The organism is Acinetobacter sp. 251-1, assembly GCF_030329305.1.
GTDB lineage: Bacteria > Pseudomonadota > Gammaproteobacteria > Pseudomonadales > Moraxellaceae > Acinetobacter > Acinetobacter piscicola_A.
This window is the reverse complement of the sequence record NZ_JACANS010000011.1, coordinates 112,292-139,252: the sequence shown is the minus strand read 5'-3', so window position 1 is coordinate 139,252 and position 26,961 is coordinate 112,292. Positions and strand designations below refer to the sequence as shown.

Annotated in this window: 26 protein-coding genes; 14 read left to right on the top strand and 12 right to left on the bottom strand. The window is 39.4% G+C overall.

What is annotated here, in order from left to right; translation table 11 throughout:
* Window positions 1-185 precede the first annotated feature (185 nt).
* The 3 genes from dksA (at window position 186) to HX129_RS10950 (ending at window position 1,934) form a co-directional block, all read left to right on the top strand.
* Window positions 186-713, top strand: coding sequence for an RNA polymerase-binding protein DksA (gene dksA / locus HX129_RS10960; protein WP_130074503.1), 528 nt, complete (start codon window positions 186-188; stop codon window positions 711-713).
* 2 nt (window positions 714-715) lie between these two features.
* Entirely contained in the window at window positions 716-1,636 is a 921-nt protein-coding gene (gene gluQRS / locus HX129_RS10955; RefSeq protein ID WP_286434643.1) for a tRNA glutamyl-Q(34) synthetase GluQRS, read from the top strand.
* A gap of 73 nt (window positions 1,637-1,709) precedes the next feature.
* Window positions 1,710-1,934 (top strand): zinc-ribbon domain-containing protein, encoded by a 225-nt coding sequence (locus tag HX129_RS10950; protein ID WP_416332291.1) that lies wholly within the window; start codon window positions 1,710-1,712, stop codon window positions 1,932-1,934.
* A 41-nt stretch (window positions 1,935-1,975) separates the two neighbouring features.
* Here the strand turns inward: HX129_RS10950 and ftsW are convergent, their stop codons facing one another.
* From ftsW to HX129_RS10925, 5 genes are all read right to left on the bottom strand, one after another.
* Window positions 1,976-3,199, bottom strand: coding sequence for a putative lipid II flippase FtsW (gene ftsW / locus HX129_RS10945; protein ID WP_286436191.1), 1,224 nt, complete (start codon window positions 3,197-3,199; stop codon window positions 1,976-1,978).
* A 22-nt stretch (window positions 3,200-3,221) separates the two neighbouring features.
* A complete protein-coding gene (murD, locus tag HX129_RS10940) occupies window positions 3,222-4,568 on the bottom strand; it encodes a UDP-N-acetylmuramoyl-L-alanine--D-glutamate ligase (protein ID WP_174493443.1) in 1,347 nt (448 codons plus the stop codon).
* Window positions 4,569-4,924: 356 nt separating this feature from the next.
* On the bottom strand, window positions 4,925-5,176 hold the full coding sequence (locus tag HX129_RS10935; protein ID WP_286434642.1) for a DUF6587 family protein: 252 nt from the start codon (window positions 5,174-5,176) through the stop codon (window positions 4,925-4,927).
* Window positions 5,177-5,206: 30 nt separating this feature from the next.
* A complete protein-coding gene (gene feoB / locus HX129_RS10930; RefSeq protein WP_286434641.1) occupies window positions 5,207-7,066 on the bottom strand; it encodes a ferrous iron transporter B in 1,860 nt (619 codons plus the stop codon).
* Window positions 7,063-7,332: a FeoA family protein gene (locus HX129_RS10925; protein ID WP_130074496.1), complete on the bottom strand. Its 270-nt coding sequence runs from the start codon at window positions 7,330-7,332 to the stop codon at window positions 7,063-7,065. Before HX129_RS10925 ends, feoB begins: the two co-directional genes overlap by 4 nt.
* 169 nt (window positions 7,333-7,501) lie before the next feature.
* Here HX129_RS10925 and xerD point away from each other — a divergent pair, with 169 nt between their 5' ends.
* From xerD to thrC, 4 genes are all read left to right on the top strand, one after another.
* Complete coding sequence (gene xerD, locus HX129_RS10920) at window positions 7,502-8,419, top strand: site-specific tyrosine recombinase XerD (RefSeq protein WP_286434640.1); 918 nt, start codon at window positions 7,502-7,504, stop codon at window positions 8,417-8,419.
* A 131-nt stretch (window positions 8,420-8,550) separates the two neighbouring features.
* Window positions 8,551-9,360 (top strand): DsbC family protein, encoded by an 810-nt coding sequence (locus HX129_RS10915; protein ID WP_130074494.1) that lies wholly within the window; start codon window positions 8,551-8,553, stop codon window positions 9,358-9,360.
* Window positions 9,361-9,488: 128 nt separating this feature from the next.
* Window positions 9,489-10,793 carry a homoserine dehydrogenase gene (locus HX129_RS10910; RefSeq protein WP_107008526.1) on the top strand — a complete coding sequence of 435 codons (1,305 nt, stop codon included), beginning with the start codon at window positions 9,489-9,491 and terminating at the stop codon, window positions 10,791-10,793.
* A 136-nt stretch (window positions 10,794-10,929) separates the two neighbouring features.
* Entirely contained in the window at window positions 10,930-12,069 is a 1,140-nt protein-coding gene (gene thrC, locus HX129_RS10905; RefSeq protein ID WP_107008527.1) for a threonine synthase, read from the top strand.
* Window positions 12,070-12,186: 117 nt separating this feature from the next.
* Here thrC and HX129_RS10900 read toward each other — a convergent pair whose 3' ends face one another.
* Window positions 12,187-13,251 (bottom strand): serine hydrolase family protein, encoded by a 1,065-nt coding sequence (locus tag HX129_RS10900; RefSeq protein WP_130074493.1) that lies wholly within the window; start codon window positions 13,249-13,251, stop codon window positions 12,187-12,189.
* A 231-nt stretch (window positions 13,252-13,482) separates the two neighbouring features.
* Here HX129_RS10900 and gacA point away from each other — a divergent pair, with 231 nt between their 5' ends.
* The 3 genes from gacA to HX129_RS10885 are packed head-to-tail and all read left to right on the top strand — an operon-like array spanning window position 13,483 to window position 17,142.
* On the top strand, window positions 13,483-14,118 hold the full coding sequence (gene gacA, locus HX129_RS10895) for a response regulator transcription factor GacA (protein ID WP_130074492.1): 636 nt from the start codon (window positions 13,483-13,485) through the stop codon (window positions 14,116-14,118).
* A gap of 22 nt (window positions 14,119-14,140) precedes the next feature.
* The gene (locus HX129_RS10890) at window positions 14,141-15,715 is read left to right on the top strand and encodes a sensor histidine kinase (protein WP_286436193.1); all 1,575 of its coding nucleotides are present in this window, start codon (window positions 14,141-14,143) and stop codon (window positions 15,713-15,715) included.
* Window positions 15,716-15,732: 17 nt separating this feature from the next.
* Window positions 15,733-17,142, top strand: a complete 1,410-nt coding sequence (locus HX129_RS10885) for a sigma-54-dependent transcriptional regulator (RefSeq protein ID WP_130074491.1) — start codon at window positions 15,733-15,735, stop codon at window positions 17,140-17,142.
* A gap of 192 nt (window positions 17,143-17,334) precedes the next feature.
* On the opposite strand, the gene HX129_RS10880 is transcribed toward HX129_RS10885, so the two are convergent.
* The 4 genes from HX129_RS10880 to lptF form a co-directional block, all read right to left on the bottom strand.
* Window positions 17,335-18,510, bottom strand: a complete 1,176-nt coding sequence (locus HX129_RS10880) for a S41 family peptidase (RefSeq protein WP_130074490.1) — start codon at window positions 18,508-18,510, stop codon at window positions 17,335-17,337.
* Window positions 18,511-18,528: 18 nt separating this feature from the next.
* Entirely contained in the window at window positions 18,529-20,076 is a 1,548-nt protein-coding gene (gene gpmI, locus HX129_RS10875; protein WP_286434639.1) for a 2,3-bisphosphoglycerate-independent phosphoglycerate mutase, read from the bottom strand.
* 124 nt (window positions 20,077-20,200) lie between these two features.
* A complete protein-coding gene (gene lptG, locus HX129_RS10870) occupies window positions 20,201-21,271 on the bottom strand; it encodes an LPS export ABC transporter permease LptG (RefSeq protein ID WP_180044940.1) in 1,071 nt (356 codons plus the stop codon).
* Window positions 21,271-22,371 (bottom strand): LPS export ABC transporter permease LptF, encoded by a 1,101-nt coding sequence (lptF, locus tag HX129_RS10865; RefSeq protein WP_130074487.1) that lies wholly within the window; start codon window positions 22,369-22,371, stop codon window positions 21,271-21,273. Before lptF ends, lptG begins: the two co-directional genes overlap by 1 nt.
* A gap of 146 nt (window positions 22,372-22,517) precedes the next feature.
* Here lptF and HX129_RS10860 point away from each other — a divergent pair, with 146 nt between their 5' ends.
* From HX129_RS10860 to HX129_RS10845, 4 genes are all read left to right on the top strand, one after another.
* On the top strand, window positions 22,518-23,972 hold the full coding sequence (locus HX129_RS10860; protein WP_180044941.1) for a leucyl aminopeptidase: 1,455 nt from the start codon (window positions 22,518-22,520) through the stop codon (window positions 23,970-23,972).
* Complete coding sequence (locus tag HX129_RS10855; RefSeq protein ID WP_130074485.1) at window positions 23,965-24,372, top strand: DNA polymerase III subunit chi; 408 nt, start codon at window positions 23,965-23,967, stop codon at window positions 24,370-24,372. The genes HX129_RS10860 and HX129_RS10855 overlap by 8 nt, the downstream gene beginning before the upstream one ends.
* Window positions 24,373-24,401: 29 nt before the next feature.
* Window positions 24,402-25,028: a cell division protein BlhA gene (gene blhA / locus HX129_RS10850; protein ID WP_218946242.1), complete on the top strand. Its 627-nt coding sequence runs from the start codon at window positions 24,402-24,404 to the stop codon at window positions 25,026-25,028.
* Window positions 25,029-25,165: 137 nt separating this feature from the next.
* Window positions 25,166-25,384 (top strand): hypothetical protein, encoded by a 219-nt coding sequence (locus tag HX129_RS10845; RefSeq protein ID WP_130074484.1) that lies wholly within the window; start codon window positions 25,166-25,168, stop codon window positions 25,382-25,384.
* An 84-nt stretch (window positions 25,385-25,468) separates the two neighbouring features.
* Here HX129_RS10845 and HX129_RS10840 read toward each other — a convergent pair whose 3' ends face one another.
* Both HX129_RS10840 and HX129_RS10835 read right to left on the bottom strand, forming a co-directional pair.
* The gene (locus tag HX129_RS10840; RefSeq protein ID WP_180044942.1) at window positions 25,469-26,014 is read right to left on the bottom strand and encodes a VTT domain-containing protein; all 546 of its coding nucleotides are present in this window, start codon (window positions 26,012-26,014) and stop codon (window positions 25,469-25,471) included.
* A gap of 112 nt (window positions 26,015-26,126) precedes the next feature.
* Window positions 26,127-26,786 carry a riboflavin synthase gene (locus HX129_RS10835; protein ID WP_130074482.1) on the bottom strand — a complete coding sequence of 220 codons (660 nt, stop codon included), beginning with the start codon at window positions 26,784-26,786 and terminating at the stop codon, window positions 26,127-26,129.
* Window positions 26,787-26,961: the final 175 nt, after the last annotated feature.

Genomic DNA, 26,961 nt, shown 5'->3' with positions numbered 1-26,961 from the left:
TTAAGTTATTCCACCTCAAATGGAGTTTGAGTTCGAAATAGCAAGCTTGACTGCTTTCATCTTAGTGAAAAAGTCTATATGATGACGACCCCCGATAGCAGCATTCTATCGGTAGCGATAAAAATACTTGCATATCACCATATTTTTTACGTATAACCATACGTATATGATGAGGAATGCCCTTTATGGCGAATGACAACCAAAACCAAGTCTTGGACGAACAAACCGATGTTTTGGACGACAAGTCTGTAAAACGTGTACGTAAAACCAAGCCCAAAGCGACTGAAGGCGGGAGCACTGCAAGTCTTTTTGGTATTGAGCCTTATCAGCCTAAGAAAAATGAAGAATATATGTCTGAAGGGCAACTTGAGCATTTCCGCAGTATTTTACTTGCATGGAAAGCTGAGTTAATGTCTGAAGTAGACCGTACTTTAAATACCATGCAAGATGAGTCTTCTTCTTTACCTGACGTCAATGACCGTGCAACACAAGAAGAAGAATTTGCTATTGAACTGCGTACCCGTGACCGTGAGCGTAAATTGATTCGTAAAATTGAGCAATCAATTGAAGCGATTAAAAATGATGATTATGGTTTCTGTGAAACTTGTGGGATCGAAATTGGTTTACGTCGTTTAGAAGCACGTCCAACTGCGACTTTATGTATCGACTGTAAAACACTTGCAGAAATCAAAGAGAAGCAGAATAACGGTTAATTATGCTATTCAATAATCCTCCCCTAACCCCTCCTTTAAAAAAGGAGGCGGATAATAGGATGGCTTATGTGGGCCGGTTTGCGCCATCGCCAACCGGCCCTTTGCATTTTGGGTCACTCATTACCGCAGTTGCGAGTTACTGCGATGCCAAAGCACACCATGGTCAGTGGATCGTCCGTATTGAAGATACAGATATTCCACGGATCTATCCCAACAGTGAACAACATATTCTGCAATGCTTAGACGCTTTTGAATTTGAGTCTGATGTAAAGATCATTTATCAAAAAGATCGTCTAGATATTTATGAAGCCGTCATTGAGCAACTGAAACAAAAAAATCTAGTTTATGCCTGTGAATGTACTCGCAAAATGTTGGGTTCCAATCATATTTATGCAGGCACTTGTCGAGAAAAAGGTTTAGCTTTCCAAGATCAAGCCATTCGGATCAAAGTTTCAGATTCAATCATTTGTTTTACAGATCACTTACAAGGTCAGCATTGTTCAAATCTTCAAAAGGATTTAGGTGATTTTGTTTTAAAACGTCGTGATGGCATCATTAATTACCAACTCGCCGTAGTCGTCGATGATTATTTGCAAGGTGTCACCCATGTGGTACGTGGTGCCGACCTTTTAGATAATACTGAACGGCAAATCTGGCTAGGACAATGTCTTGGCTATCCGCCATTACAATACCTGCATCTGCCTTTAGCAATGAATGACCAAGGGCAAAAACTGTCTAAGCAAAATTTAGCCCAAGCACTCGATATTCAGCAAGCACCACAACTCCTACAACAGGCAATTTCTGCCTTAGGTCAATTACCTGTAGATCTAGACCACCCCCATAAAATGCTCGCTCAAGCAAGCGCACAATGGGATGTGCAACGTATTCCGAAAGGTGCTGAGATTCAAGGCATTTTCAAATAAAATAACAATGCTCGTTTTTTAAACAAAAAATCGTTATATTGAAGTCATTATTCTGCTTATTTACTTGAGGTGCATGATGTTCTTTATCTTTGGAATCTCACCCAAAACCATCAAAACCGATCAAGGACAATTTATCTGTCCCGTGTGTAAGATACATACTAGTTATGAAATACAGACTCAACGCAGCTATTTTTCATTATTTTTTATTCGAATTTTTCCTGTGTCCAAGCCCAAACAAAGCGCATTAGTGTGTCAAAATTGTGGTACGCATATGCCAAAAATGGTGCTAGAACATTAATTCATAGCACCATTTTTTAATCTAACCACACAAAATCAAATTTAAAAACTCGATTCTTCTTTGCTTGGATTGGTCACTCGGGTTGTGGCATCAATTTTTAAAATCAAACTGATCATGACCGCACACATGATGAGTGATGAACCACCATAACTAATAAAGGGTAACGTTAAACCTTTGGTTGGCAACATCCCCATATTCATCCCTGCATTCACCAAAATCTGTAACAAGAAAATAATACTGATACCATATGCCAAATAACCTGCGCGTAAGTATTGATGTTTCAAGGCACGATGTGCGATGCGAATACAGCAAAACAGCATACCAAAAGACAAAATTAAAACAGTCGAAATGCCAAAGAACCCAAATTCTTCACCTAAAATCGCCAACATAAAGTCAGTATGTGCTTCAGGCAAATATGACATTTTTTGGATACTGTGTCCTAAACCTACACCCGTCCATTCACCACGACCAAATGCCATCAAAGCATTAGACAATTGATAACCTGTACCTAATGGATCTGCCCAAGGATTTGAGAATGACATCAGACGGTCGTAACGATAAGGCTCAAAAATAATCAAGAAGATAAATGCGGCAATAATTGCCCCAAATGCAATCCCGAACTGAATGGCTGGAGCACCTGCAAGAAAGAAAATTCCCAGCATTGAAGCAACAATCACCACTGTTGCCCCTAAGTCAGGCTCAAGTAGAATCAACAATACGGTCAGCCCCATCACTACCGCCAATCGCCCAAGCCCTTTCCAGCTCTTCAAGACAAAGAAGCCTGACCAACCATATTTCACCTCAGTCGAACGGCGCACCACATAATCAGCAGTGAAAATAATCATCACGACTTTAGCAACTTCCGTTGCCTGTAGGGTAAACCCTGCAATCCGAATCCAACGTGTCGAACCGTTGACCTCTGTCCCGACTACAAGGACTGCAGCAAGCAAAAGAATGGTAATAAACCACAGTAAAAAAGTATTTTTAAACCATACATTTAAACTAATACGATAGGTAATCGTTGCTGCAACCGCCGCCACTACAATCGAAATTGCATGACGAATCACATAATGAAATGGGGCTTCATGCATACGCTCTGCATAAGGCATAGATGTCGAAGCCACCATTACTGTGCCAAGACACAACAGTGAAATGACACAAAAAATAAGTAAATTACGTGGTGTGATTTCCGCAGGAAGCTTTGGAATCCAACGCTCACATACCGCTGTAATTTTATTGACTGTTGTCTGAGCTAACCCAGCCATACTGTTATCCTTATGATTCTTTTTAGTTTAGTGCATTTACATAGTCTACAAAGCGATGACCACGCTCAGGATAGCCTGTAAACATATCAAAACTTGCACATGCGGGTGAAAGTAAAACGACATCGTTTGCACGGGTATTTTGCTGGCACAATTCTACCGCTTCTTGTAAAGACTCGGCGTGTAGAAGTGTTGTAGTTCCTTCAATGGCTTTTTCAATGATAGGACGATCTTCACCGATCAGCACTGCAACTTTGGCATATTTTGTTAAAGATTCACGTAATGCAGTAAAGTCTTGTCCTTTGCCTTGACCTCCTAAAATGATGGCAACTTTGCCACCTTTCGCTTCAATTGCCGCACCTAAACCATCAATTGCTGCCAAAGTTGCCCCAATATTGGTGCCTTTGGAGTCGTTATAATAACGTACAGCATTGACCTCTTTAACAAACTCACAACGATGCTCTAAGCCTTTAAAGGTTTTCAAGGTTGCTAACATTTTATCTAAAGCTAAGCCAATCGCTTCACCCAATGCTAAACATGCCAAAGCATTGGCTACATTATGCGTCCCTTGAATATACATCTCTGCACTATTCAATAAACGCTCACGACCGCGTGCCAACCACATGGTGCCATCATCATCACGTAAAACACCGTATTGATTTAAATCAGGTGCATTTAAACCAAAGCTTTGCATCGGTGTAACATCAGGGACTAAAGGACGAGTCAATGAATCATCACGGTTAAATACAACTTTTTTAACTCCTTGGAAAATGCGATGTTTTGCTGCGTGATAACCAAACATATCACCATGACGGTCTAAATGGTCTTCACTCATATTCAGCACAACTGCAACCTCAGCATTGAGATTAGAAGTCGTTTCAAGTTGGAAACTTGAGAGTTCTAAAATATAAACATCAGGATCATCATGCGTTAAATCCAATGCAGGACGACCAAGATTGCCACCAACAGCGACTTTCACCCCTGCCTCTTGTGCCATTAAGCCAATTAAAGTGGTTACTGTACTTTTGGCATTTGAGCCAGTAATCGCCACAATGGGTTTATCTGTTGCACGGCGTAAAACCTGAATTTCACTAATGACAGGAATACCTTGCGCAATTGCAGCTTGAATTTCTGGCAGCTTTGGATCAAGCCCTGGGCTAATAATGATTTCTTCGGCTTGTAATAATAAGTCTTGGTCAAAATGCCCAAAACTGGTTTGCACATCGCTTGGAATTTTGTCATGCCCCGGCGGAACTTCACGTGAATCCGTTACTGCAACGCGGTAGCCTTTTTCATATAAAAAATTAACTGCTGAAACACCCGAAATACCTAGACCAGCAACGACTTTTAAGCCACCACGTTGAATTAACATTTTTGTCCCACTCAGAGTAAATTTTGAAACTTGCAAAATGTTAGCACTTTGCAGATTTGAAAGCTTTTTATGTTTTCACTTTATCTATAATTTTTTGTGTCAGTGCGTAAAAAAACTGTCATATTTTATTGAATCAGATCTGTGTAGCATCGATCTGCCTGCATCACAAATCAATATATTTAAATCGCTTTATTTTTTTATTTACTCTGAAGCGCTTTCGGTATAATCGGTGCAATATCTGAATTTAACTCCGTTAGAAACTACATCCCAAAATCATTCACTTTATTTTTCATGTGTATTCTCAGCATAAAAAAGCCACCCTAATATGAGAATGGCTTTCGATATATTTTAAGTTTTTATTTCCATTTTACGGCTTGGACTTCAACTTTTTTCTGTGCTGGTGCGTCACTACTTGAACAACCACATCCACCGCCACAGCCTGCAACCATCGCAGGTTGTAACCATTTGGCTAGACCATTCCAACCACGCGATCTACACAACTGAGCCAGTTTTGAAAATACCGAATACGCTGATTTTGGAAAAACCTTTTTAAACACAAAGATCGCACTCCAAATCACCAATGCTGTAATCATCAATAATTCAACCATCTCAAACTCCTTAAGTTTTGTGAGGTCTTATCAACCGAAATAACGAGTTGCAATTTGGTAAGTCAGAAAAGACATTAAATACGCCAAACCAAATAAATAAGCCGTCATGCCTGCAACTGTTTTCCATGAACCTGTTTCACGTTTTACCGTTGCTAAAGTTGCTAGGCAATGCGGTGCATAGATAAACCAAACCAATAAAGATAAACCAGTCGCCAATGACCAACTTAAATCACCTTGGCTGATAATTTGCGATAAACCTTGAGTTACAGCATCTTCATCCGTTGCAGAAAGTGCATAAACCACACCTAAAGATGCAACGAGCACTTCACGTGCTGCCATTGCAGGGATAAGAGCGATACAAATTTGCCAATTAAAGCCCAGTGGTGCAAAAATTGGTTGCATCAAATGCCCTAACATACCTGCAAAAGAATAATCAATCGCAGGCAATGTTCCACCTTCAGGAGGTTGCGGGAACGTACACAAGAACCACAACAAAATCGACAAAGCGAAAATGATTCCACCGACACGTTTTAAGAAAATTTTGGCACGGTCAAGTAAGCCAATCCAAACGCTTTTAAGATCTGGAATACGGTAACTTGGCAGTTCCATCAGCAATGCATGTGCAGATTTATCTTTTTGGAAGAACTTCAATACCGTTGCAACAATCAAGGCACTCACAATACCTGACATATACAAAGCAAATAGCACTAAACCTTGTAAATTTAAAAAGCCCCATACTGTTTGTGATGGAATAAAAGCAGCAATGAGTAAAGCATAGACAGGTAAACGTGCCGAACATGTCATCAGCGGCGCTACAAAAATTGTGGTCAAACGATCTCGTGGATCACTAATGCTTCGTGTCGCCATAATGCCAGGTACAGCACAGGCAAAACTAGACAATAATGGAATAAATGAACGACCACTTAAACCCGCTTTAAACATTAATTTATCTAACAAAAATGCTGCACGCGGTAGATAGCCTGATTCTTCCAAAACCAAAATAAAGAAAAACAAGATCAAAATCTGTGGCAAGAATACGACCACACCACCTGCGCCCGCAATCACACCATCAACCACAAGGCTATTGAGCAATGGCGCTGAGATAAATTGACCGACAAATTCACCTAACCATGCAAATCCATCTTCAATCAGCGTCATGATGGGTTCTGCCCACGCAAACACTGCTTGGAAAACCACAAACATCATCAACGCAAGACTTGCTAAGCCCAAAACAGGATGCAAAAAGATTTTATCCAGAAAGTCTGTACGCTTGTCTTCGTGATCAACAAAAATCACCACATCTTTTAGAATCTGTGTGACTTTGTCATGATTTGAACCCGTCAAAATCACATCACTTAATGCAGCATCTGGGATACGGAATTTTTCTTGATCAAGTGCGCTCATCAGGTTTTCAATACCCGCATTACGCACAGCAACAGTTTCAACGACTGGTACACCTAAACGCTGTGCAAGCTTTTCAACATTAATTTGCATACCACGACGGCGCGCTTCATCCATCATGTTCAATACAAGTAGAATCGGTTTGCCTTGTGCAATAATTTCAAGCACTAAACCCAAGTGTAACTTTAAGTTGGTTGCGTCCACCACACACAAAAAAGCATGTTGTTCTTGTTCTTCCGCAATTTTGCCCAAAACTACATCACGGGTAATTGCTTCATCTGGACTGGTTGCATTTAAGCTATAAGCACCAGGTAAGTCCAATACACGTACAGCTCGCCCTGAAGGTAAAGTAAATGCCCCAACTTTACGTTCAACGGTTACCCCTGCATAGTTGGCAACCTTTTGACGTGTTCCTGTTAAATGATTAAAAAGTGATGTTTTACCGCAGTTAGGATTCCCGACTAAAGCAACTCGTAAAGTTTCGCTCATGCGGAAGCTCCTTGTAGATTTTGATCAATTTCAATACGTGCCGCTTCGATTTTACGCAAGGCAAAACGGGTAAATCCAACCTGAATTAAAATTGGATCGCCACCAAAAATACCTTTGGTAATCACTTGCACCGTTGTACCAGGCACAAAACCTAAGGTTTCTAAACGACTCGCAACGAGATCGGGTTGACTTGAATTATCGGCTAATGTTCGATTAACTTTAGTAATAATAGCAGTCTGCTTCACTTTCAATTCTGACAAACGCACTGCAACTGATCCTAAAAAAGAAACGGTATTTATGTCGATTATACATACAAATGAGAATAATTACCAAGTAAGGTTTGATTACAATTCTCATTCTCTATCTAGGTTCGACTTCTGTATTTTTTTGGTCTACATTCCTCTTATCGCTTTTAAAAAATCGTCATTTTCTATAATGCTCAATAAAAAACCTCGCATTCCTAAGGCTGTTACGATTCCTGAACACTTGAGCTTTTTAAATGGTTATAAAGACTATTTAATTGCCCAAACGGTTAGCCCACACACCCGTAATGCATATCTTTCTGACCTCATTCAATGTAGTGAATGCTCAACGCAATATTTACCCACATGGTCACATGATGATATTTCCGATATCATGATTAACTTGACCAAACAAGGCAAAAGCCCCCGCTCTATTGCCCGTAGTCTTTCTGCTTTGCGTTCTTTTTACAAATTTTTACGTGAACAAAAAATCCGTCTAGACAATCCCATGGTGGCACATAAAACCCCAAAAATTGGACGTGCCCTGCCTAAAGATCTTTCGGAACAAGATGTCGATGCGCTGATTCAAGCCCCTGATTTAACAACCGCTTTAGGACTACGTGACCGTGCAATGCTAGAAGTACTATACGCTTGTGGTTTACGTGTCAGTGAACTACTGAATTTACGTTTAGATTTAATTAATTTAAAACAAGGCTATTTACGCATTGTGGGTAAAGGCAATAAAGAGCGTTTAGTGCCTTTAGGACAAATCGCTTGTGAATGGGTGGAAAAATATTTAAATGAAGCCCGCTCTCAACTTTATAAAAGTAGTACGGATTATTTATTTCTCACCCAACATGGCGGCATCATGAGTCGACAAAATTTTTGGTATGCGATTAAACGTTATGCCTTACAAGCCAATATTCAAACAGAACTGTCACCACATACACTTCGACACGCCTTTGCAACACACTTACTCAATCATGGAGCAGACCTGCGTGTCGTACAAATGTTACTTGGACATAGTGATTTATCGACCACACAAATTTATACGCATGTTGCTCAAGTCCGCATGCAACAGCTGCATGCACAACATCATCCACGGGCTTAATTCTAAATTTTATATATCGTCGTTTTACAGCCCTTAATCAAGTTTTAACGTATGCCATTCATTTTTTTGCTATGCTTCTTCATTCAAAACGTATTTCTAAAAATCACGCTGAACAAACAAAAGAGTTATTTATGCAACTAAAACGTTCAAAATTAATGCTTGCTTGTATGCTTGCGAGTGGCCTTACACTCAGCGCTTGCTCTAAATCTCCTGATGCAAAAAAAGATGATACTTTGACAGCGACTGCACCTGCGACGGGCGAAGCATCAAATTTGACTGAACGTAATGCACAGCAACGCTTAATCCAAACGCTACAAGGACATTTAAAGAAAGCCAACATTAATGCCAAAATTTTAGATGTAAAACCCACTGAGATGCCTAATTTATATTGGGTGAGTCTAGAAGGTATGAGTTCAGTCTATGCCACAGGTGATGGTAAATATTTAATCCAAGGTGATGTGATCCGTTTGGGGGGTAAAGAACTCAGCAGTATTGGTGACTCATTACAAGCGGCGGAAAATAAAAAGTATTTAACACAATTAAAAACTGAAGACTTATTGGTCTACCCTGCCAAAGGCAAAACCAAACATGTGATCTATGTCTTTACCGATGCAAGCTGCCCATACTGCCATAAACTACATGAGCAAATTCCTGAAATTAATGCCAAAGGCATTGAAGTCCGTTATATCGCTTGGCCACGTGGTGAACAGTTTATGCCTGCGATGGAAAGTGTGTGGTGTAGTGCCAACCGCCAAGAAGCCTTTGACCAAGCCATTGCAGGCGTACAACTTCCACCTGCAAGCTGCCAAAATCCAGTTCGTGCACAATATGAACTTGGCTTAAAAATGGGCGTAAATGGCACACCTGCAATCTACAATGCTGAAGGTGAACATATCGGTGCATATATGACGGCTGATGATCTAGCTGCACGCCTTAAATAACCTATATTTATAAGTTAATTTACTATTTTTTATAGCAAAATATAAAGATGCGTCAGCCTCTAGAGTCTGACGCATTTTTTAGCTATGATCTAAGGCGAATAAAATTTTTATATATTTTGGAGTGTGACGTGAAACCAGTACGTCTGGCAATACTCGGTCTTGGAACCGTAGGTGGTGGTGCCCTTAAACTATTACAAGAAAACGCTGCTGAAATTAGACGTCGCACCGGTCGTGAAATTGAAATTACCTATGTGGGAACACGTCGCCCACGCCCAGATCTAAACTTACCTGCGAGCGTCAAACAAAGCTCGGATCTCCTTGATATCGTTCGTCAACCTGATGTTGATGTTGTTGTTGAAGTCATGGGTGGTATTCATCCTGCTTATGAAGTGATTATGGAAGCCATTAAACATGGTAAACAAGTGGTCACTGCCAATAAAGCCTTGCTTGCAGAACATGGTAATGAGCTCTTTAAAGCAGCCGATGACCATCATGTACAAATCGCGTATGAAGCTGCAGTTGCTGGCGGTATTCCAATCATCAAAGTGATTCGTGAAGGTTTGGCAGCCAACAAAATTGACTGGCTCGCAGGCATTATTAACGGTACAGGCAACTTCATTCTGACTGAAATGAGTGAAAAAGGTCGTGCGTTTGATGATGTACTGAAAGAAGCACAAGAGCTCGGTTATGCTGAAGCAGATCCAACATTTGATGTTGAAGGAATCGATGCTGCACATAAACTGACTATTCTTGCGTCTTGTGCCTTTGGTATTCCATTACAATTTGACAAAGTGTATACCGAAGGGATTACTAAAATCACAGCACAAGATGTCAAATATGCTGAAGAACTCGGTTATCGTATTAAACATTTAGGTATTGCTCGCCGTTCAGCAAAAGGTATTGAACTGCGCGTACATCCAACTTTAATTCCTGAAGAAGAATTGATCGCCAATGTAAATGGTGTAAAAAATGCAGTCTTGGTACAAGCCAATGCTGTTGGTCCAACACTGTACTACGGCGCAGGTGCGGGTGCGGGTCCTACTGCGTCTGCGGTCATTGCTGACGTGGTTGATATTGTTCGTGACATTATTTATACAGAAGATGGCGCAGGAACGATTCCACAACTGGCATTTGAGGCACTTTCAGACCTACCAATTTTAGAAAGTGACGAAATGACAACGGGTTACTATATCCGTATCAATGCTGAAGACCAAACAGGCGTACTTGCTGATGTTACGACCATTCTCAGCCGTGCAGGGATCAGTATTGATGCCATCATGCAGCAACCGCGCTTAAAAGATTTGATTCCTATTGTGATTTTAACTGATCCAGTCGTTGAATCAAAAATGAACGAAGCTTTATCTCAAATTCAAGCTTTACCTGTGATTCATGGCGAAATCGTACGAATTCGTTTAGAATTGCTTGATAACTAATCGGGTTTAAATTTTCCTAAACTCCTCTTATTTATGCTAAGGGGAGTGATTACGCGAATAAATTCATTGGAAATGCGTAATTTAGGAAAGTTAACAAATATCTCTATTTGCTCTACATAACACTTGGAACACCCTCATGTCTAATGCAAATCGCTATACAGGACTTGTTGATCGCTATCGTGACCGCTTACCAGTATCTAAAACTACACGTGCTATCTCTTTAAATGAAGGGAATACTCCACTCATTAAATTAGATAATATCCCACGTCTTATTGGTAAAAATGTTGAAATTTATGTGAAGTATGAGGGCTTAAACCCGACTGGTTCATTTAAAGACCGTGGTATGACCATGGCTGTAACAAAAGCTGTAGAAGAAGGCTCTAAAGCAATCATCTGTGCATCTACAGGTAATACCTCTGCTGCTGCTGCCGCTTATGCTGCACGTGCAGGCATCAAAGCGTTTGTTTTAATCCCAGAAGGCAAAATTGCGATGGGTAAAATGGCGCAATCCATGATGTATGGTGCTGTGACTTTACAAATTCATGGTAACTTCGATGATGGTATGCGTCTTGTTAAAGAAGTTGCAGACCAAGCACCTGTAACAATTGTAAACTCAATCAACCCTTACCGTTTACAAGGTCAAAAAACTATTGCTTACGAAATCGTAGAAGCTTTGGGTCGTGCACCTGATTATCACTGCTTGCCAGTTGGTAACGCAGGGAACATCACTGCACACTGGATGGGTTATACCGAAGCAGTTGCTGATCAGCCAGCAGAAGAGTTTGAGCAAGTGGTTTATGACGCTGAAACTGACAAATTTACAGGTCCAAACCCAGAAGGTCGCCCAATCATGGTTGGTTACCAAGCATCTGGCGCTGCACCATTCTTACGTGGTGGTCCTGTAGAAAACCCTGAAACTGTTGCTACTGCAATCCGTATTGGTAATCCACAAAGCTTTAACCATGCTAAAGCAGTCGTTCGTGATTCAAATGGTTGGTTTGATGAATTAACAGATGCTGAAATTTTAGAAGCACAACGTTTACTTTCTATGTATGAAGGTGTATTCGTTGAACCTGCTTCTGCTGCATCTATCGGTGGTGCGATCCGTGACATTAAAGCAGGTAAAATTGCTGAAGGTTCTGTGATCGTATGTACTGTAACAGGTAACGGCTTAAAAGACCCTGATACAGCCATCAAACAATGTGCTGATGCAGTCATGTTATCTATTGATGCTGAACTGAATCAAGTTCGTGATTCTATTCTTTCAAATATGTAAAATTTGAATAGATCATAAAAAAACCTGCCAAGTGCAGGTTTTTTATGATCTGAAAATTAATGCTATTCGCTCATAATAAAAAGCTCCATTTAGTAGGAGCCTTTTCATATCTCATGATTAGATACGTTTTGGTAAATTACTCACCCAATTTAATAAATTGGTTGCATCATTCGTACGGGATTGCGAAGTGCTTGCACCCAACAAGACCACAACAGCAGGACGGTTATTTACAGTCGTATGCATTACAACACAACGCCCTGCTTCATTAATATAACCTGTTTTTGAAATATTAATATTCCAACCACCATTACGCACCATTGCATTGGTATTGTTGGATTTTAAAATACGATAACCAAGATTAAAGTCATAATGTGCTGTAGTAGAGAATTGACGAATCAAACCGTATTGTGAAGCTGCACTCACCAAAATACCCAAATCACGAGCAGATGAAACATTACGAGGGTCTAAACCTGTAGACTCTGTATAATGCGTTGAATGCATGCCCAATTGACGAGCTTTTGCATTCATTGCTGCAATAAATGCAGAACGACCACCAGGATAAGTCCGCGCTAAAGCTGCTGCTGCTGGATTTTCAGATTTCATCAAGGCAACCAGTAACATTTCTGCACGGTTCATAGTATCGCCAACTTTTAAAGTTGAACTTGAATTTTTACCACCTGCTCCAGCAAAGTCGATGGATTGCAACATAATGTCTTCTGACATATTTAAATGTGCATCTGCTGTCACCACTGCGGTCATTAACTTAGTAATAGAAGCAATCGGCAATGCAGCATTGGTATTTTTACTGTACAGTACCTCACCTGTGTTGGCATCCATAACCAGTGCTGCACGCGCACTGACCGAAGGTTGGTTTAGATAGCGATTGGTATCACTGATTTGTACAGTTTGTGGTACAGGTGCAGCCGTAGGTGAACCATATGATTTTGTTGCGGGTGCAGATAAAAAGGTCACAGAACCAGCAGGTGATGGCTCATCACCATCTTCGCTGATGGAGACATCACCATTGAGTAACTGACTTGCATCATCAGCTGACCAGCTCATTGCAGCACGTTGCGTTCCCCCCGAAGAATTCATTACAAGCTCTGCAAAACTGGCTGAACTCAAACTGAGTAGCACTGCTGCAGACAGGGCATGCATTAACGTTTTTTTTGACTTTATCACGGTAACTTACTCATTCAGGGAGGTTTTTTGCACTATTGCTAATTACCTCAATTATGACTTACATTTATACTCAAACATGACTAATATTGAATAATCAAATTAGCTACACCATTGTGCATAAAAGCTTAAGAAAGATTAGGAATAGCATTGCTAATTTTGTTATGACATTGCAAGTACTTTTTGCTTTGTGTAACAAAAAAGTTGCTTTTTTGAAAGTATAAGGAGGTCTTAGTGATCACGGTTTTAGTGGTAGACGACCATGAATTAGTACGTACAGGTATCTGCCGTATGCTTGAAGACCAAGCAGATATTCAAGTGATTGGTCAGGCTGAATCTGGTGAAGAAGCCATTGCTATCGTCAGACAGCAGCATCCGAATGTGGTTTTATTAGATGTTAACATGCCTGGTATTGGTGGTGTTGAAACAACGCGTCGTTTATTACAAACAGCACCCGAAACCAAAGTTCTTGCTGTAAGTGGCTTAGCTGAAGAACCCTATCCTTCTTTATTGTTAAAAGCAGGCGCGCGTGGCTATATCACCAAAGGTGCACCAATCTCTGAAATGGTACGTGCCATCAATAAAGTCATGCAAGGCGGTAAATATTTTAGTGCCGATATTGCTGAGCAATTGGCGAGTTCGTATTTATCCGACAATCAAAGCTCACCTTTCGATGCCTTATCTGAACGTGAAATGCAGGTGGCAATGATGGTTGTCAACTGTATCAGTGCGCAAGAAATTTCAGATAAACTTTTTGTCAGTGTCAAAACTGTGAATACTTATCGTTATCGTATTTTTGAAAAATTAGGTATTGATAGTGATGTTAAGCTCACACATTTAGCAATACGCTATGGTTTAATCAAACCATAAATTTGGTATAAAAATGAATACGATGTGGCCTGCGGTATCCAATTCACTTCAACAAACTATTTATCGGTTAGGCACATTATATTCAGTTTATAGATTTACTTTATCTTTTTGTTTAATCATTATTTTTTTGTTCACATCTGAACATAATGGAATCAACTACCTACATAGTAAATTGTATTTTGATAGCTTAATTATTTTTGGCTTTCTGAGTTTTCTACAATTACTCTCTCTGAAATTTTTTACTCGATATATATCTGAGCAGCTTTTTGCAATTTTTCTCGTCGATATTATATTTTTAAGTACGCTGACTTTTTCTTTAGGTGGCCCTAGTCTTTCAATCAGTTTGTTATTTGTCATCATGGTTTTTTCAGCCAATTTTTTATTGAAAAAAAATGAAGCACTGATTGTGACACTTGTTTCTGTTATTGCTGTTATTTATCAACAGTTTGTTGGCTCATTATTTGATGTATCTAACCTGAATAATATCAGCAATAGTGCACTGTTGGCTTTTCTATTCTTTCTCGTCTATGGTATTGGGCAAGTCTCGATTCAGCGCTTTAGAGTATTAGAAACTATTAACTCATTGCAGTCTTTAGAATTATTAAAACTGCAAAATATTAACCGTTATATTTTAGAACAAATCGAACTCGGCTATTTGGTTTTAGACGAAAATTATCGCATTGTGGTTTGTAATCCTGCAGCATGTTCATTATTAGGCATCGCCCCATTATATGCTTATGCAAATGAACAGTATTCACTGGTCAAATTTCAAAAAGAGCTATTTGATCTACTACAGATCAAAACTTTGGAAGAAGGACAACGTTTCCAATTTCAATCGAATCAAAGTCATTATACCGTGGATATTCGAGTGCAAAAACTCATTGTGCCACATCAAGCATTAACGCTGTTGACCTTAGAAGATTCACAAAAAATAAATCAAAAAGTGCAACAACTCAAATTGGCTTCTCTTGGACAACTCTCTGCAAGTATTGCCCATGAAATTCGTAATCCCTTAGCCGCGATTGCCCAAGCCAATGAATTAAGTTTAGATACAGATCTTGAGCAACGCCAAATGCTGAATGCAATGATTGAACGACAAAGTCAACGTATTAACCAAATTATTCAACAAACCTTAGATATGGCAAAAAATAAAAAAACCATAATGTCCGATATTCAACTTAACATTTTTTTTAAAGATTTATTCATCAATGACTTAGCAGATGTAAAAAATCAAATTGCGTTAAGCCTGCCGCAAAATTATATGATTCAGTTTGATGAATCACAGTTAAGACAAGTTTTGATTAACCTCGTTCGTAATGCGATACGACATAATGCCCATGATGCTGATTTTATCCAAATTCTAGTACATGCTGAGGCTCAACATCTGTATATTGATGTGATAGACTTCGGTGAAGGGATTGCAAGACAGAATCTTGCACAATTGTTTCAACCCTTTTTTACGACTGAAATCAATGGCACAGGACTTGGCTTATACTTATCGCAGAGTATTTGTGAAGCAAACCAAGCCAAGTTGATGTATATAGAGCAAAAACAAAAAGGGGCATGTTTTCGAATAGAGTGCCCATTGAAAATTTAATTTAGGTTATTGGGGATATGACCACACGACAACCATTAGTTCTACTTGTGGATGATGAGCACGATTTATGTGTACTCATGCAAATGACATTAGCGCGCATGGGCATCAAAACCCATATTGCACATCATCTACAGCAAGCCAAGTTGTTCTTTAGTGAGCACAACTACAATGCCTGTATTACCGATTTAAACCTACCTGATGGAAGTGGTTTAGAGTTGGTTAAGCACGTGACACAGCATTATCCAAAAGTACCCATTGCGGTACTCACAGCCTATGGCAATATGGAAATTGCAATCGCCTCACTCAAAGCAGGTGCATTTGATTTCGTGAATAAACCAATTAATCAACAGCATTTACACCAACTGCTCACCAAAGCCTTGCACGTGCCTTTAATCGATTATAGTGAGGAAAATTTGCAACTAGAGCATCAACTTCTCATTGGCGAATCTAAGCCCATGTTAAAGTTGAAGGAAACCCTTAAAAAAGTCGCTCGCTCACAAGCCCCTGTTTTTATTTCAGGTGAATCAGGCACAGGCAAAGAAGTCGTTGCAAATTTGATTCATAAACTGAGTAATCGCAGTGATAGCCCATTTGTGGTCATTAACTGTGGTGCTATTTCTGAAGAACTCATCGACCGAGAACTTTTTGGCTACGTCAGTCATAGTTTTGCAGGAGCGACCCAAGATAAACTGGGGTTAATTCAATCGGCTAATGGGGGGTGTCTATTTTTAGATGAAATTGCGGAACTATCCTTAAATACACAGACCAAACTATTACGCGCCTTACAAGAAAAGAAAATTCGTCCACTAGGCAGCGAACAAGAAATCGATGTAGATTTTCGCATCATCAGCGCAACCAATCAAAATCTTGAAGAACGCGTGCAACAAGGTAAATTTAGACAAGATCTATTTTTCCGTATCCATGTCATGGACTTACACTTAGCTCCCCTGCGTGAAAGGGGCAAAGATATTCTCATTTTAGCAGAACATTTTATACACAATATCTGTTTGGAATGGGATATTGCCAATAAAGAACTGTCTGAAGATGGCAAACGCTTTTTACAATCGCAACCCTTTTTAGGCAATGTTCGTGAACTACGCAATATGATTGAACGTGCAATTACCTTAAGTGATGGGCACCTGATCTGTATTGAGCATTTGCAATATTCACAGAAACGTAATTTTAATGTGGAAAAATCAGATACGGGCATCAGTTATGAAAACTCAACAAATTCACAAGAAGCGTCTGGGAAGATCCCCACTGAAGGCTTAGAACAATACTTAGAAAAAGTGGAAAAAGAAGTGTTATTAAATGCTTTAAATCAAACCCATTGGAACAGAACCTTAGCCGCCAAAAAACTCGGTATGACATTCCGTTCTTTGCGCTATCGCTTGAAAAAGTTTGGCTTAGACAGTGATGATGATTAATCTCAATATCTGAGATTAATCATCTATCAGACTTACATTGTGGGTTGTAGACCCACAGTACCCTCAGATTAGACTGAGCATAAAGAAATTTGCACTCAGGCTAACTCAAGATTTTATAAGTTTTCAAAATATCGGCTGTGCACACTGAACATGAAGATTGAATTATTTTTTAGTTTCAGTAGCCTATTTCCATCAATCACGATGCTTCAACAAAAGTTCAGAGACATTATTTAAATATGTGTCTTCTTTCATTTCTAAATGCCAAGGGTACTCTTGATTTGGTGTGATCCCTAAGCCATCAATTTTCGTGTCTTTAGGCGTGAAATAATGTGATACCGTCATTTGTAAGGCTGCACCATTCGGTAATGGAAAAAGCTTTTGTACCACCCCTTTACCATAACTTTTCTCACCCATCACCCACGCACGTTGATGGTCTTTCATCGCAGCAGTAAATACTTCTGCTGCCGATGCTGAGCGATTATTAATTAAAATCCCCATTTTAAGTTGGGTAAACTCATTGCCGGGTAAAGCTTGAAATTGTTGATTACCTTCGGAACGGCTTTTGGTTGAAACAATCGTTCCTTGATTTAAAAATAAATCCGCGGTTTCAACAGCAGATGATAATAATCCACCTGGATTATTACGTAGGTCAATCAATACCGCTTTAATCCGTGCTGCGCTATATTCTTCTAAAAGACGCTTGATTTCATTTGCGGTATCTTGCTGAAATACCTTAACTTTTAAAACCAAGACTTGATTGTGTAATAGGACAGGCTCAATATCTGCAATTTCTAGTTTTTTATTGCGTAATAACGTAATCGCAGGGCTTTTCGGGTTGAGTTGTAATTGAAAACTCGAACCGATTGAACCATGTAACAAGTCTTCAACTTGTTCTGCATTTAAATTTTTTAGCTCTTGATTATCAATTTTAAAAACAGTGAAGCCTTCTTTTAAGCCTTGTTTTGCTGCGTCTGAATTTTCTTTTAATTGGCTGATTTGCCACTGATGCATATGTGTATCAAAAACCAGTTTAAAGTCGACTGTTGCCAAATCTGCTTCAGTATATTGCATCAACTGCTTATAGTCTTCTGGACTTAAATAACGTGAATAGCGATCTAACCCACTCACCAAGCCTTTAATTGCTTGTAAAAATAAAAAATCATCAGGTTTTTCTTGTACATAATTGTCTTTGACAATGCCATAAATTTGCACAAATTGTTCAATAGACTCTATGGGGACTTCGGCTGTACTTTGCTCCATTTCATCATCAAAATCGAGCACTGCGGATTGCTCCGCAGCCCAAACAGAATGGCTTCCACTGGCAATTAACCCTGTTAAAACAGCAATGTATTTCCAAGCTTGAGCCATTCACTCACCTTTTTGGTTTTATGGATTTAGCGTAATTAAATTACGTCCCTGCATTTCTTTAGGTACAGGAATATTCATGAGATTCAACAATGTTGGAGCAACATCTGCCAACACACCACCTTCTGCAATTGTAGCTGAAGTTGGGCCAACATAGATAAATGGAACTAATTCAGTGGTATGTTGAGTATGAACCTGACCACTGACATAGTCTTGCATTTGTTCTACATTACCATGATCGGCAGTAATAATCATATGCCCATGTTTTGCCATCACTGCTTCATACAAACGCCCTAAACTTGTATCTACAGCCTCTACTGCTTTTACAGCGGCATCGAATACACCTGTATGACCGACCATATCACCATTGGCATAGTTCACCACCAATAAGTCATATTCACCTGAATTAATCGCAGCAACCAATTGTTCTGTAACCTCAGGTGCACTCATTTCTGGCTGTAAGTCATAGGTTGCAACTTTTGGTGATGGAATCAAAATACGCTTTTCACCTGGATATTCATCTTCACGACCACCACTAAAGAAGAATGTTACATGTGCATATTTTTCAGTTTCAGCAATACGTAATTGGGTTTTTCCCAATGAAGATAAGTATTCACCAATTGAATTTTTAAGTTCTTCAGGCATATACGCAACAGGTGCATCAATCGTTGCCTGATAGCGTGTCAACATGACAAATTTAGACAGATTTGGTACAACTTTACGTTCAAAACCTGCAAAGTCTTTTTCAACAAAGGCTTTGGTGATTTCACGTGCACGGTCAGCACGGAAATTCATAAACACAATGCTGTCACCATCTGAAACTTTGGCAATTTCACCAATGCGAGTCGCTTTCACAAATTCATCATTTTCATTGGCTGCATACGCTTGTTCCAAGCCTTCAACCGCAGAGTCAACAACACGAAGCGCTTCGCCTTCGGTCATTAAACGGTAAGCTTGTTCAACTCGCTCCCAACGGTTGTCACGATCCATGGCAAAATAACGACCAATCATGGTGGCAATACGACCTTGATTTGAATATTGTGCAAATAAAGCATCCAGTTTTTCCAATGAAGGCTGTGCACTACGTGGCGGTGTATCACGTCCATCAAGGAAGGCATGTAAATACACTTTAGCACCACGTTTCAATGCTAACTCGCACATTGCCACGATATGATCTTCATGTGAATGCACACCACCTTGTGACAATAAACCCATGATATGCACTGCCCCATTCGCTGCTTTGGCTTTTTCTACAGCATCGACAAGAACTTCATGCTCAAAAAAAGCACCATCACGAATATCTTTGGTAATACGGGTAAAGTCTTGATACAACACACGACCTGCACCCAAGTTCATGTGACCGACTTCAGAGTTACCCATTTGACCATCAGGTAGACCGACATCTTCACCAGAGCCTGAAATTAAACTATGCGGATGCTTGTCTTGCATCATGGTTAGATTTGGCGTTTTTGCTGCTAAAAACGCATTATCTTCGACCGCTTCACGATGACCCACACCGTCCATGATCACAAGAACGTGAGGGATTTTGCCAGCAGTTGCATCCGTCATGATTTACACTCTTTTCTGTTTACAAATTAATCGTCATATCTTACCTTCTTTTGAGATAAGACTCTATGTGCTGCTGATGGTATTCATTTATAAGTACCATCAGTATTTTAAATGAGAAAGATTACTATCTCGCTCGATATAATAAATAACTACCCACACCAAACATCAGTACGATTGGTACGAATACAAACCATGCAGGAGATGGTGAATAGACCAAACTCGCATAACCTAAAAAGTCTTGAATATAGTAAAAACCAAGTCCAACAAATAGAGCAATCACTAAACGAAAGCCCATAGACTGCTGACGTAATGGTCCAAAAATAAATGAACAAGCAATCAAAACCAGTGCTAACAAAGCAAACGGCGAACCAACATTTTGCCAAAATGCCAATAAATATGTTTTGGGCACTTGGCTATATTGATCCATATAGCGCATAAAGCTGACCAATTGGCTAGGTGATAAATCTTCAGGATCAATCGTCACCATATGCACATATTTAGGTTGTAATGCTAAAGCAAAATTATGCTGGCGATCACGGTTCAGGGTTGCTCGGCCATCTGATTGTAAATTTACTTGTGTCGCTTGGCTGAGGTTCCATTGACCATTTTCAACAAAATTGCCTTGTTCAGCATTTAACAGCGATTTCATACGATAATCTTGATCAAAGTCAACAACTTGGACTTGCTTTAAATTACCTTTTGAGTTGGCATAGTCAATATAAATAAAACGCTGCCCTTCTCTTGTCCAATAACCTTTAACTTCACCTAAAGCTGCAACACTTTGTTTACTTTTGATACTTTTCGCTTGTTCGTTGGTATAAGGCACAACAAATTGGCTCAAGATAAAAGAAAGTACAACCAATAGCATGGCTGATCGCATGACCCAACCCACAATACGCCACAGACTAATTCCTGAAGCACGCATTACAATCAATTCACTATTCGATGCTAATGTGCCTAACCCCAAAACCGCACCAATCAAAGCAGAAATAGGGAGAATCTCATAAAGGTATTTCGGTGCGCCCCACATCACATACTGGAAAGCATTCCAAGCGCTATAACCGTCTTTTAACTCTCCCAATTCACCTAAATAAGTAAATAGAATTTGCAAGATCGATAATACTGCTGTTGCACCCAACATTGCGAGTGCTGTCGTATTGACCACATGCTTGGCGACAATTTTACGTGCTAACATTATGATTTCACTCGCTGAATTTGTTTTTTGATTTTAGGTGCTAACTTTTGCTTACGGGAAAATAATGCAGCAGCAATTGCATAGAATAACAATACTGCAGGATATGCCCACATGCCGATTTCATCTTTACTGATGCGGGTTTTAATCGCCATGAGTGCGACAATTAAACTGGCAAAAATCAACAATGCTGGAAAGAGTTTTAAATAACGCCCTTGACGTGGACTCACTTCTGACAATGCTGTTGCTAACATCAATGCCACAATCATGCTAAAAGGTACAAAAATCCGCCACCCCAACTCACTACTTATCACAGGGTCGGCAGTATTTTTGAGTAACTTAGAAAATGGCAAAGCTTCTACTTCATTACTTTCAAATTTGGCTTCTTTGTCATTTTCTAAACGTAAACGATAAGACTGAAACTCAGCTTGGGTATATTCAGGCCGACCTGGATAAATTTCGTAACGGCGACCTTGCAATAGGTCTACAACATTCGCCGTATCATCAGCAACTTCAACACGAGTGGCTTCTTTTGCCAAAATCATCACATCAGGTTTACCTGCTTTTTCCGCTCGCTGATAAAAGAAAATATCTTTTAAATTTTTACGATCATCAGATAAAGAACCTGCATAGATGGTATAAGGACCTGAAGAAATAAATTCTTTGGGTCGAACCAAGTCAAAACCTGTTCGCACTGCTTGGGTTGATACTAATTTTTCATATTCACGAATACCCCAAGGTGACATCCAAATCATCAACACACTTTGTACCACCAAATACACCACAGTTAATGGAATAAGTAAGCGTGCAAGTTGGATTTTACTGACCCCACTTCCGTTTAAAACCGCCATTTCATGATCTACATAGAGCCGACCAAAGACCAGCATTAAGCCAATAAAAAAGCCAAGCGGCAAAATTAAAGTCAAAAATTCAGGTAAGCGATAGCCAATAATACTAAATAAAATCGTGGCATCTAAGCGCCCTTGAGCTGCGACACCAAAATACTTGATCAAACGTCCACCCATCATAATGAGTGTGAGCAGTGCAACAACAACCAAAGATGTTGAAACAACTTGTTTGACGAGATAACGTCTTATAATCAAGGGAATCTTCCAAAGTGAGTTGGGGAATATGCGTTTTAGTATTTTACCCGAATGTTAAAAATATAAAACCACATTGAAATTCTATCATTGGTAGTGTTTCAATGGTTTAATGTTTTCAAACGTCTCTAAAGGCATATAGATCGCATATGAAATTAAGCATTCATACTTCAGCAACAAGCAGTGCATCAAGCCAAGCACTTTTTATTTTGGCAAGTTCAGACCACTTAGCAGAAGTACATTCTAACTATCAAATCAAAGATTTAGATACTGCAATTAACGCAACACAATTTAAAGCAAGTGTTGCGGAAACGTTAACACTGGTTGGTCAAGTGACACAAAATGCTTACAGCATTTTAGTCGGAGTTGGTCAAGCAAGTGAGTTAAAAGCTGCAAAATTAGCAAAAATCTCACAAATCATTATCAAAGCGTCACAAAAAAAATTCAAACAAATCAGTATTGATATTTCGGCTTTACCTGCTGAATTACATTACCTCTTTGCTTTAAGTTTGACGCAAGCTGCATATGGCTATGATGAGTTCAAAAGCAAAAAGAATGAATTTCTGCTCACTGATGTTGAACTTGTTGCTGCACAAACTAGCCTTGATGCAGCACAAATCAGTTTGATTGAAGCAGTGCAACAAGGTCAAAACTTTGCACGTGACTTAGGCAACTGCCCTGCAAATATCTGTTTTCCTGAATATTTAGCAGATCAAGCACGCGCGCTTGCTGCTGAATTCCCTGATGTTTTAAAAGTAACAGTACTCGAAGAACAGCAATTGGCTGATTTAGGCATGCATTCATTCCTTGCTGTCAGCAAAGGTTCAGAACGCCCAGGACGAGTCATTACCCTTGAATATAAAGCCAATCCAGATCAAGCCCCTGTGGTCTTAGTCGGTAAAGGGATTACTTTTGATACTGGCGGTATTTCGCTTAAACCTGGTATCGGCATGGATGAAATGAAGTTTGATATGTGCGGTGCAGCCTCTGTACTTGGTACATTACGCGCTTTATGTGAAGCCAACTTACCGATCCATGTGGTGGGTACGATTGCTGCTGCTGAAAATATGCCATCAGGTCATGCAACCCGTCCGGGTGATATTGTCACCACAATGAGTGGACAGACTGTTGAAATTTTAAATACCGATGCAGAAGGTCGTTTGGTATTGTGTGACACGCTGACCTACGTCAAACGTTTTAATCCTGCAGTGGTGATTGATATTGCGACATTGACAGGCGCTTGTGTAGTTGCACTTGGTAAAGTACTCAGTGGTTTATTTACGCCAGATGATGAACTTGCACAAGAAATCAATGTTGCAGGTGAGGAAAGCTTTGACCGTGTATGGCGACTTCCTGTCATTGACGATTATCAAGAAATGCTCGATTCAAACTTTGCAGACATTGGCAATATCAGTGGTGCAGGTCCTCAAGCAGGCGCAATTTTAGCAGCATGCTTCTTACAACGTTTCACACGTGAATACCGTTGGGCACATTTAGATGTGGCAGGAACAGCATGGTTATCAGGTGCAGCGAAAGGCTCTACAGGGCGTCCTGTACCATTGCTCATGCAATTCATTGCCAATCGTGCGAAAACCCATGGCTAAAATTAGCTTTTATCTGTTTGAAAAAAGCCCAGAACGACGAGTGCAAAGCACTTGTCGTCTCTGCCGCAAGATTTCAAAGCAACATGCCAAAATTTGGATTCATTGTCCTGATCTCGAAATACAGCAGCAACTTGATGATTTACTATGGGAATTTGATGCAAGTAGCTTCCTCGCACATGGGATTGATCAAGAAACAGCACCCATCTGTATTTCTGCTCATTTACCCAATGCATCTGAATGGATTGTGTTTAATTTTAACAATCAAGCACTTGAACAAGCTGCACAATTTAGTCACATTATTGAAATTGTTGAAAATGATGAGCCTGCTAAACAAATCGGTCGTGAAAAATACAAAACATACCGACGTTTAGGCTTCTCCCCTCAAACATTTAAACTCTAAAAGTATTTTCAAATCTCAAAAGGAGATGCATGGTGGCATTGAATGTAGGTCAAGATTTTAAACAGCGTTGGCTAGACGCACCTGAGGCTGTACGCCAAACCTATCTAGATGATCTCAATCGCATTTGTGATTTGTTAAGTCCTGAGTCAAATCTCCAAGCATGGATGGACAATGACAAACGTGCCATGCAAGTCGCACAGCTTAAAGTTGAACAAGCTTATGCAGATCTCAAAGCTCAACTGATCGAAGAGGCACGTGTTCGTAAACAATTGGCTTTAGAAAAATCTTTAGCTGAAAAAAGAGCACTACAAAAGCAATATAATCAGCAACTGTTAGATGATGAAATACGCCAATATCAACAGCAAACTGTTTCTCTTGCTGCTTTACGTGAAGACATTCTTTCTGAGATTTCAAAACATACTGAACGCTATACCAAAAATCCCAATACACCTGCGACAGATTATGCAAATAATCATTTTAAAATTGCAGACCATCAAATCATGTCTGAACTAGAAAGTGTGCGCTTACGTTTAGAGCTTGAAGCAGAAACCTGGATTGAAAAAGCGGTTCAAGACTTTAGAGCTAAACTTAAAGCAGCCTCAGATGAAGAAATTGCCTACATTTTGAAAAATTCACAATTCTCTAAAGAAGAATAACGGATAACCTTAGTATTTTTTGTGATTTAAGATGTCATTAAATTGACATGAAAGTGTCACATCATAGTCATGTTTTAATCTTTTGATGATCAAAACAATTTTTGAATTCTTCAAAATTGCATGACTAGGAACATAAAATGGATATGTTAGATCAAATCTCTGAGCAAATTGCAGTTCTTGATTCAGGTGAAAAATGGACGCTTTCCGCGCAGGACTTATTGATCAGTCGTGCAGACTTTCATTCAATTTCTGTATTTTTAAGTCTTGAATCTGAAAAAGGTTTTTTTTCAATCGAACAAGATCTCCCGAAAAAACAATGGTTCCAGCCTACAGAAATCACCATTACCAAACATTGATTTTTATTTTTAAAATTATTTCATAGACCAAGCTCAATTCAAATAGGCTTGGTTTTTATCTTCATTTAAAAGCATGCAGTTTTATTAAAATAAATCAACTGTGTAAGAAATCAAATTCCCTGTCCCATAACCAATTCCTAATAAAATACCAATCCAAAAAACCCCGCCTAAGACATTATAAAACATAAAATTACTCATCTTCATATGCCCTGCACCTGCGGCAAATGGTGCAGATGAACGCACAAAAGGAATAAAACGTGCCATCATGATGGTCTTACCGCCATGTTTTAGAAAATAAGCATTGGTTTTTTCAATATAATCAGGTTTGAAAACTTTAGGATGCTTGTTAAAAAAACGAAATCCGAGTGCTCGCCCTGTATAGTAATTCACGATATAACCTAAAATTGAAGCAATCATCAGCAAAATTGCCATATAGCTCAAATGCACCGCTTCAGCCGTTGAGCACAATGCGCCAATGGCAATGAGCAAACTATCGCCTGGCAAAAAAAACATAAAGACTGAGCCAGTTTCTGCAAAAATAATCAGAAATAAAATGGCATAAATCCATAAACCATATTGATCAAGTAACACAGGCAATAATTGTTCTATATGCATCAAAAAATCAAGCAATACTCTATTCTCTTGTTAATAAAGTCATTGCAATATATTCGTCTAGTTTCATGATGTAAATAAAAAAAAGCCTAAAATAAATTAGACTTTTGATTTCTCAAGCTACACTCGCCTATTTTAAAAAGCCATTTTGTGCTAAAAATTCCATACTGAGTTTTGACTCAGTTTTCACTTCAGCCGCTTTATCACCAAGTAATAAACGCTCAATATAACGTGCTAAAATATCTACCTCTAAGTTGACTTTTGTTCCGACTTTCCATGTCCCAATGTTGGTACGTTCTGCCGTATGAGGGATCAAATTTAAACTCAGAATATTTCCACGTAAATGATTAATCGTTAAGCTAATACCATCGACAGTAATGGAGCCTTTTTCTGCTAAATATTTCGCAATTTCAACAGGGGCAGTGACTTCAAAATATAATGAACGCGCATCTGAACGAACAACCGTAATCTCACCGACCACATCCACATGCCCACTGACAATATGCCCACCAAAACGTGTGGTAGGCAACATGGCTTTTTCAACATTGACCACCTGCCCGACTTTCCAATCTGCCAAAGTCGAACGGTTTAAGCTTTCCCGTGAAACGTCAGCCGCATACCAATTTTCACCCCAATCAATCACGGTGAGACAAATTCCATTGGTTGCAATTGAATCGCCTAAATGTACATCAGACATATCTAAGTCGGTATGAATACGTAAACGCACATCACCGCCTACGCTTTGCAAACTTTCTACTTGACCTAAACTTTCAATAATGCCTGTAAACATATTTCACCTTTGTTTTTGGGTTGCAATGCTATTCTATGCAAGAACGTCGTGTAATTCGATCTTTTCTTTATCACGCTTCTTGCCCAATGCGCATTTAAAAGTTGTTATATACAGATCATAACAAAGCTGAGCGCGATTCAATGATGCCATCAATTCCATGGCATTTTCAGCACTA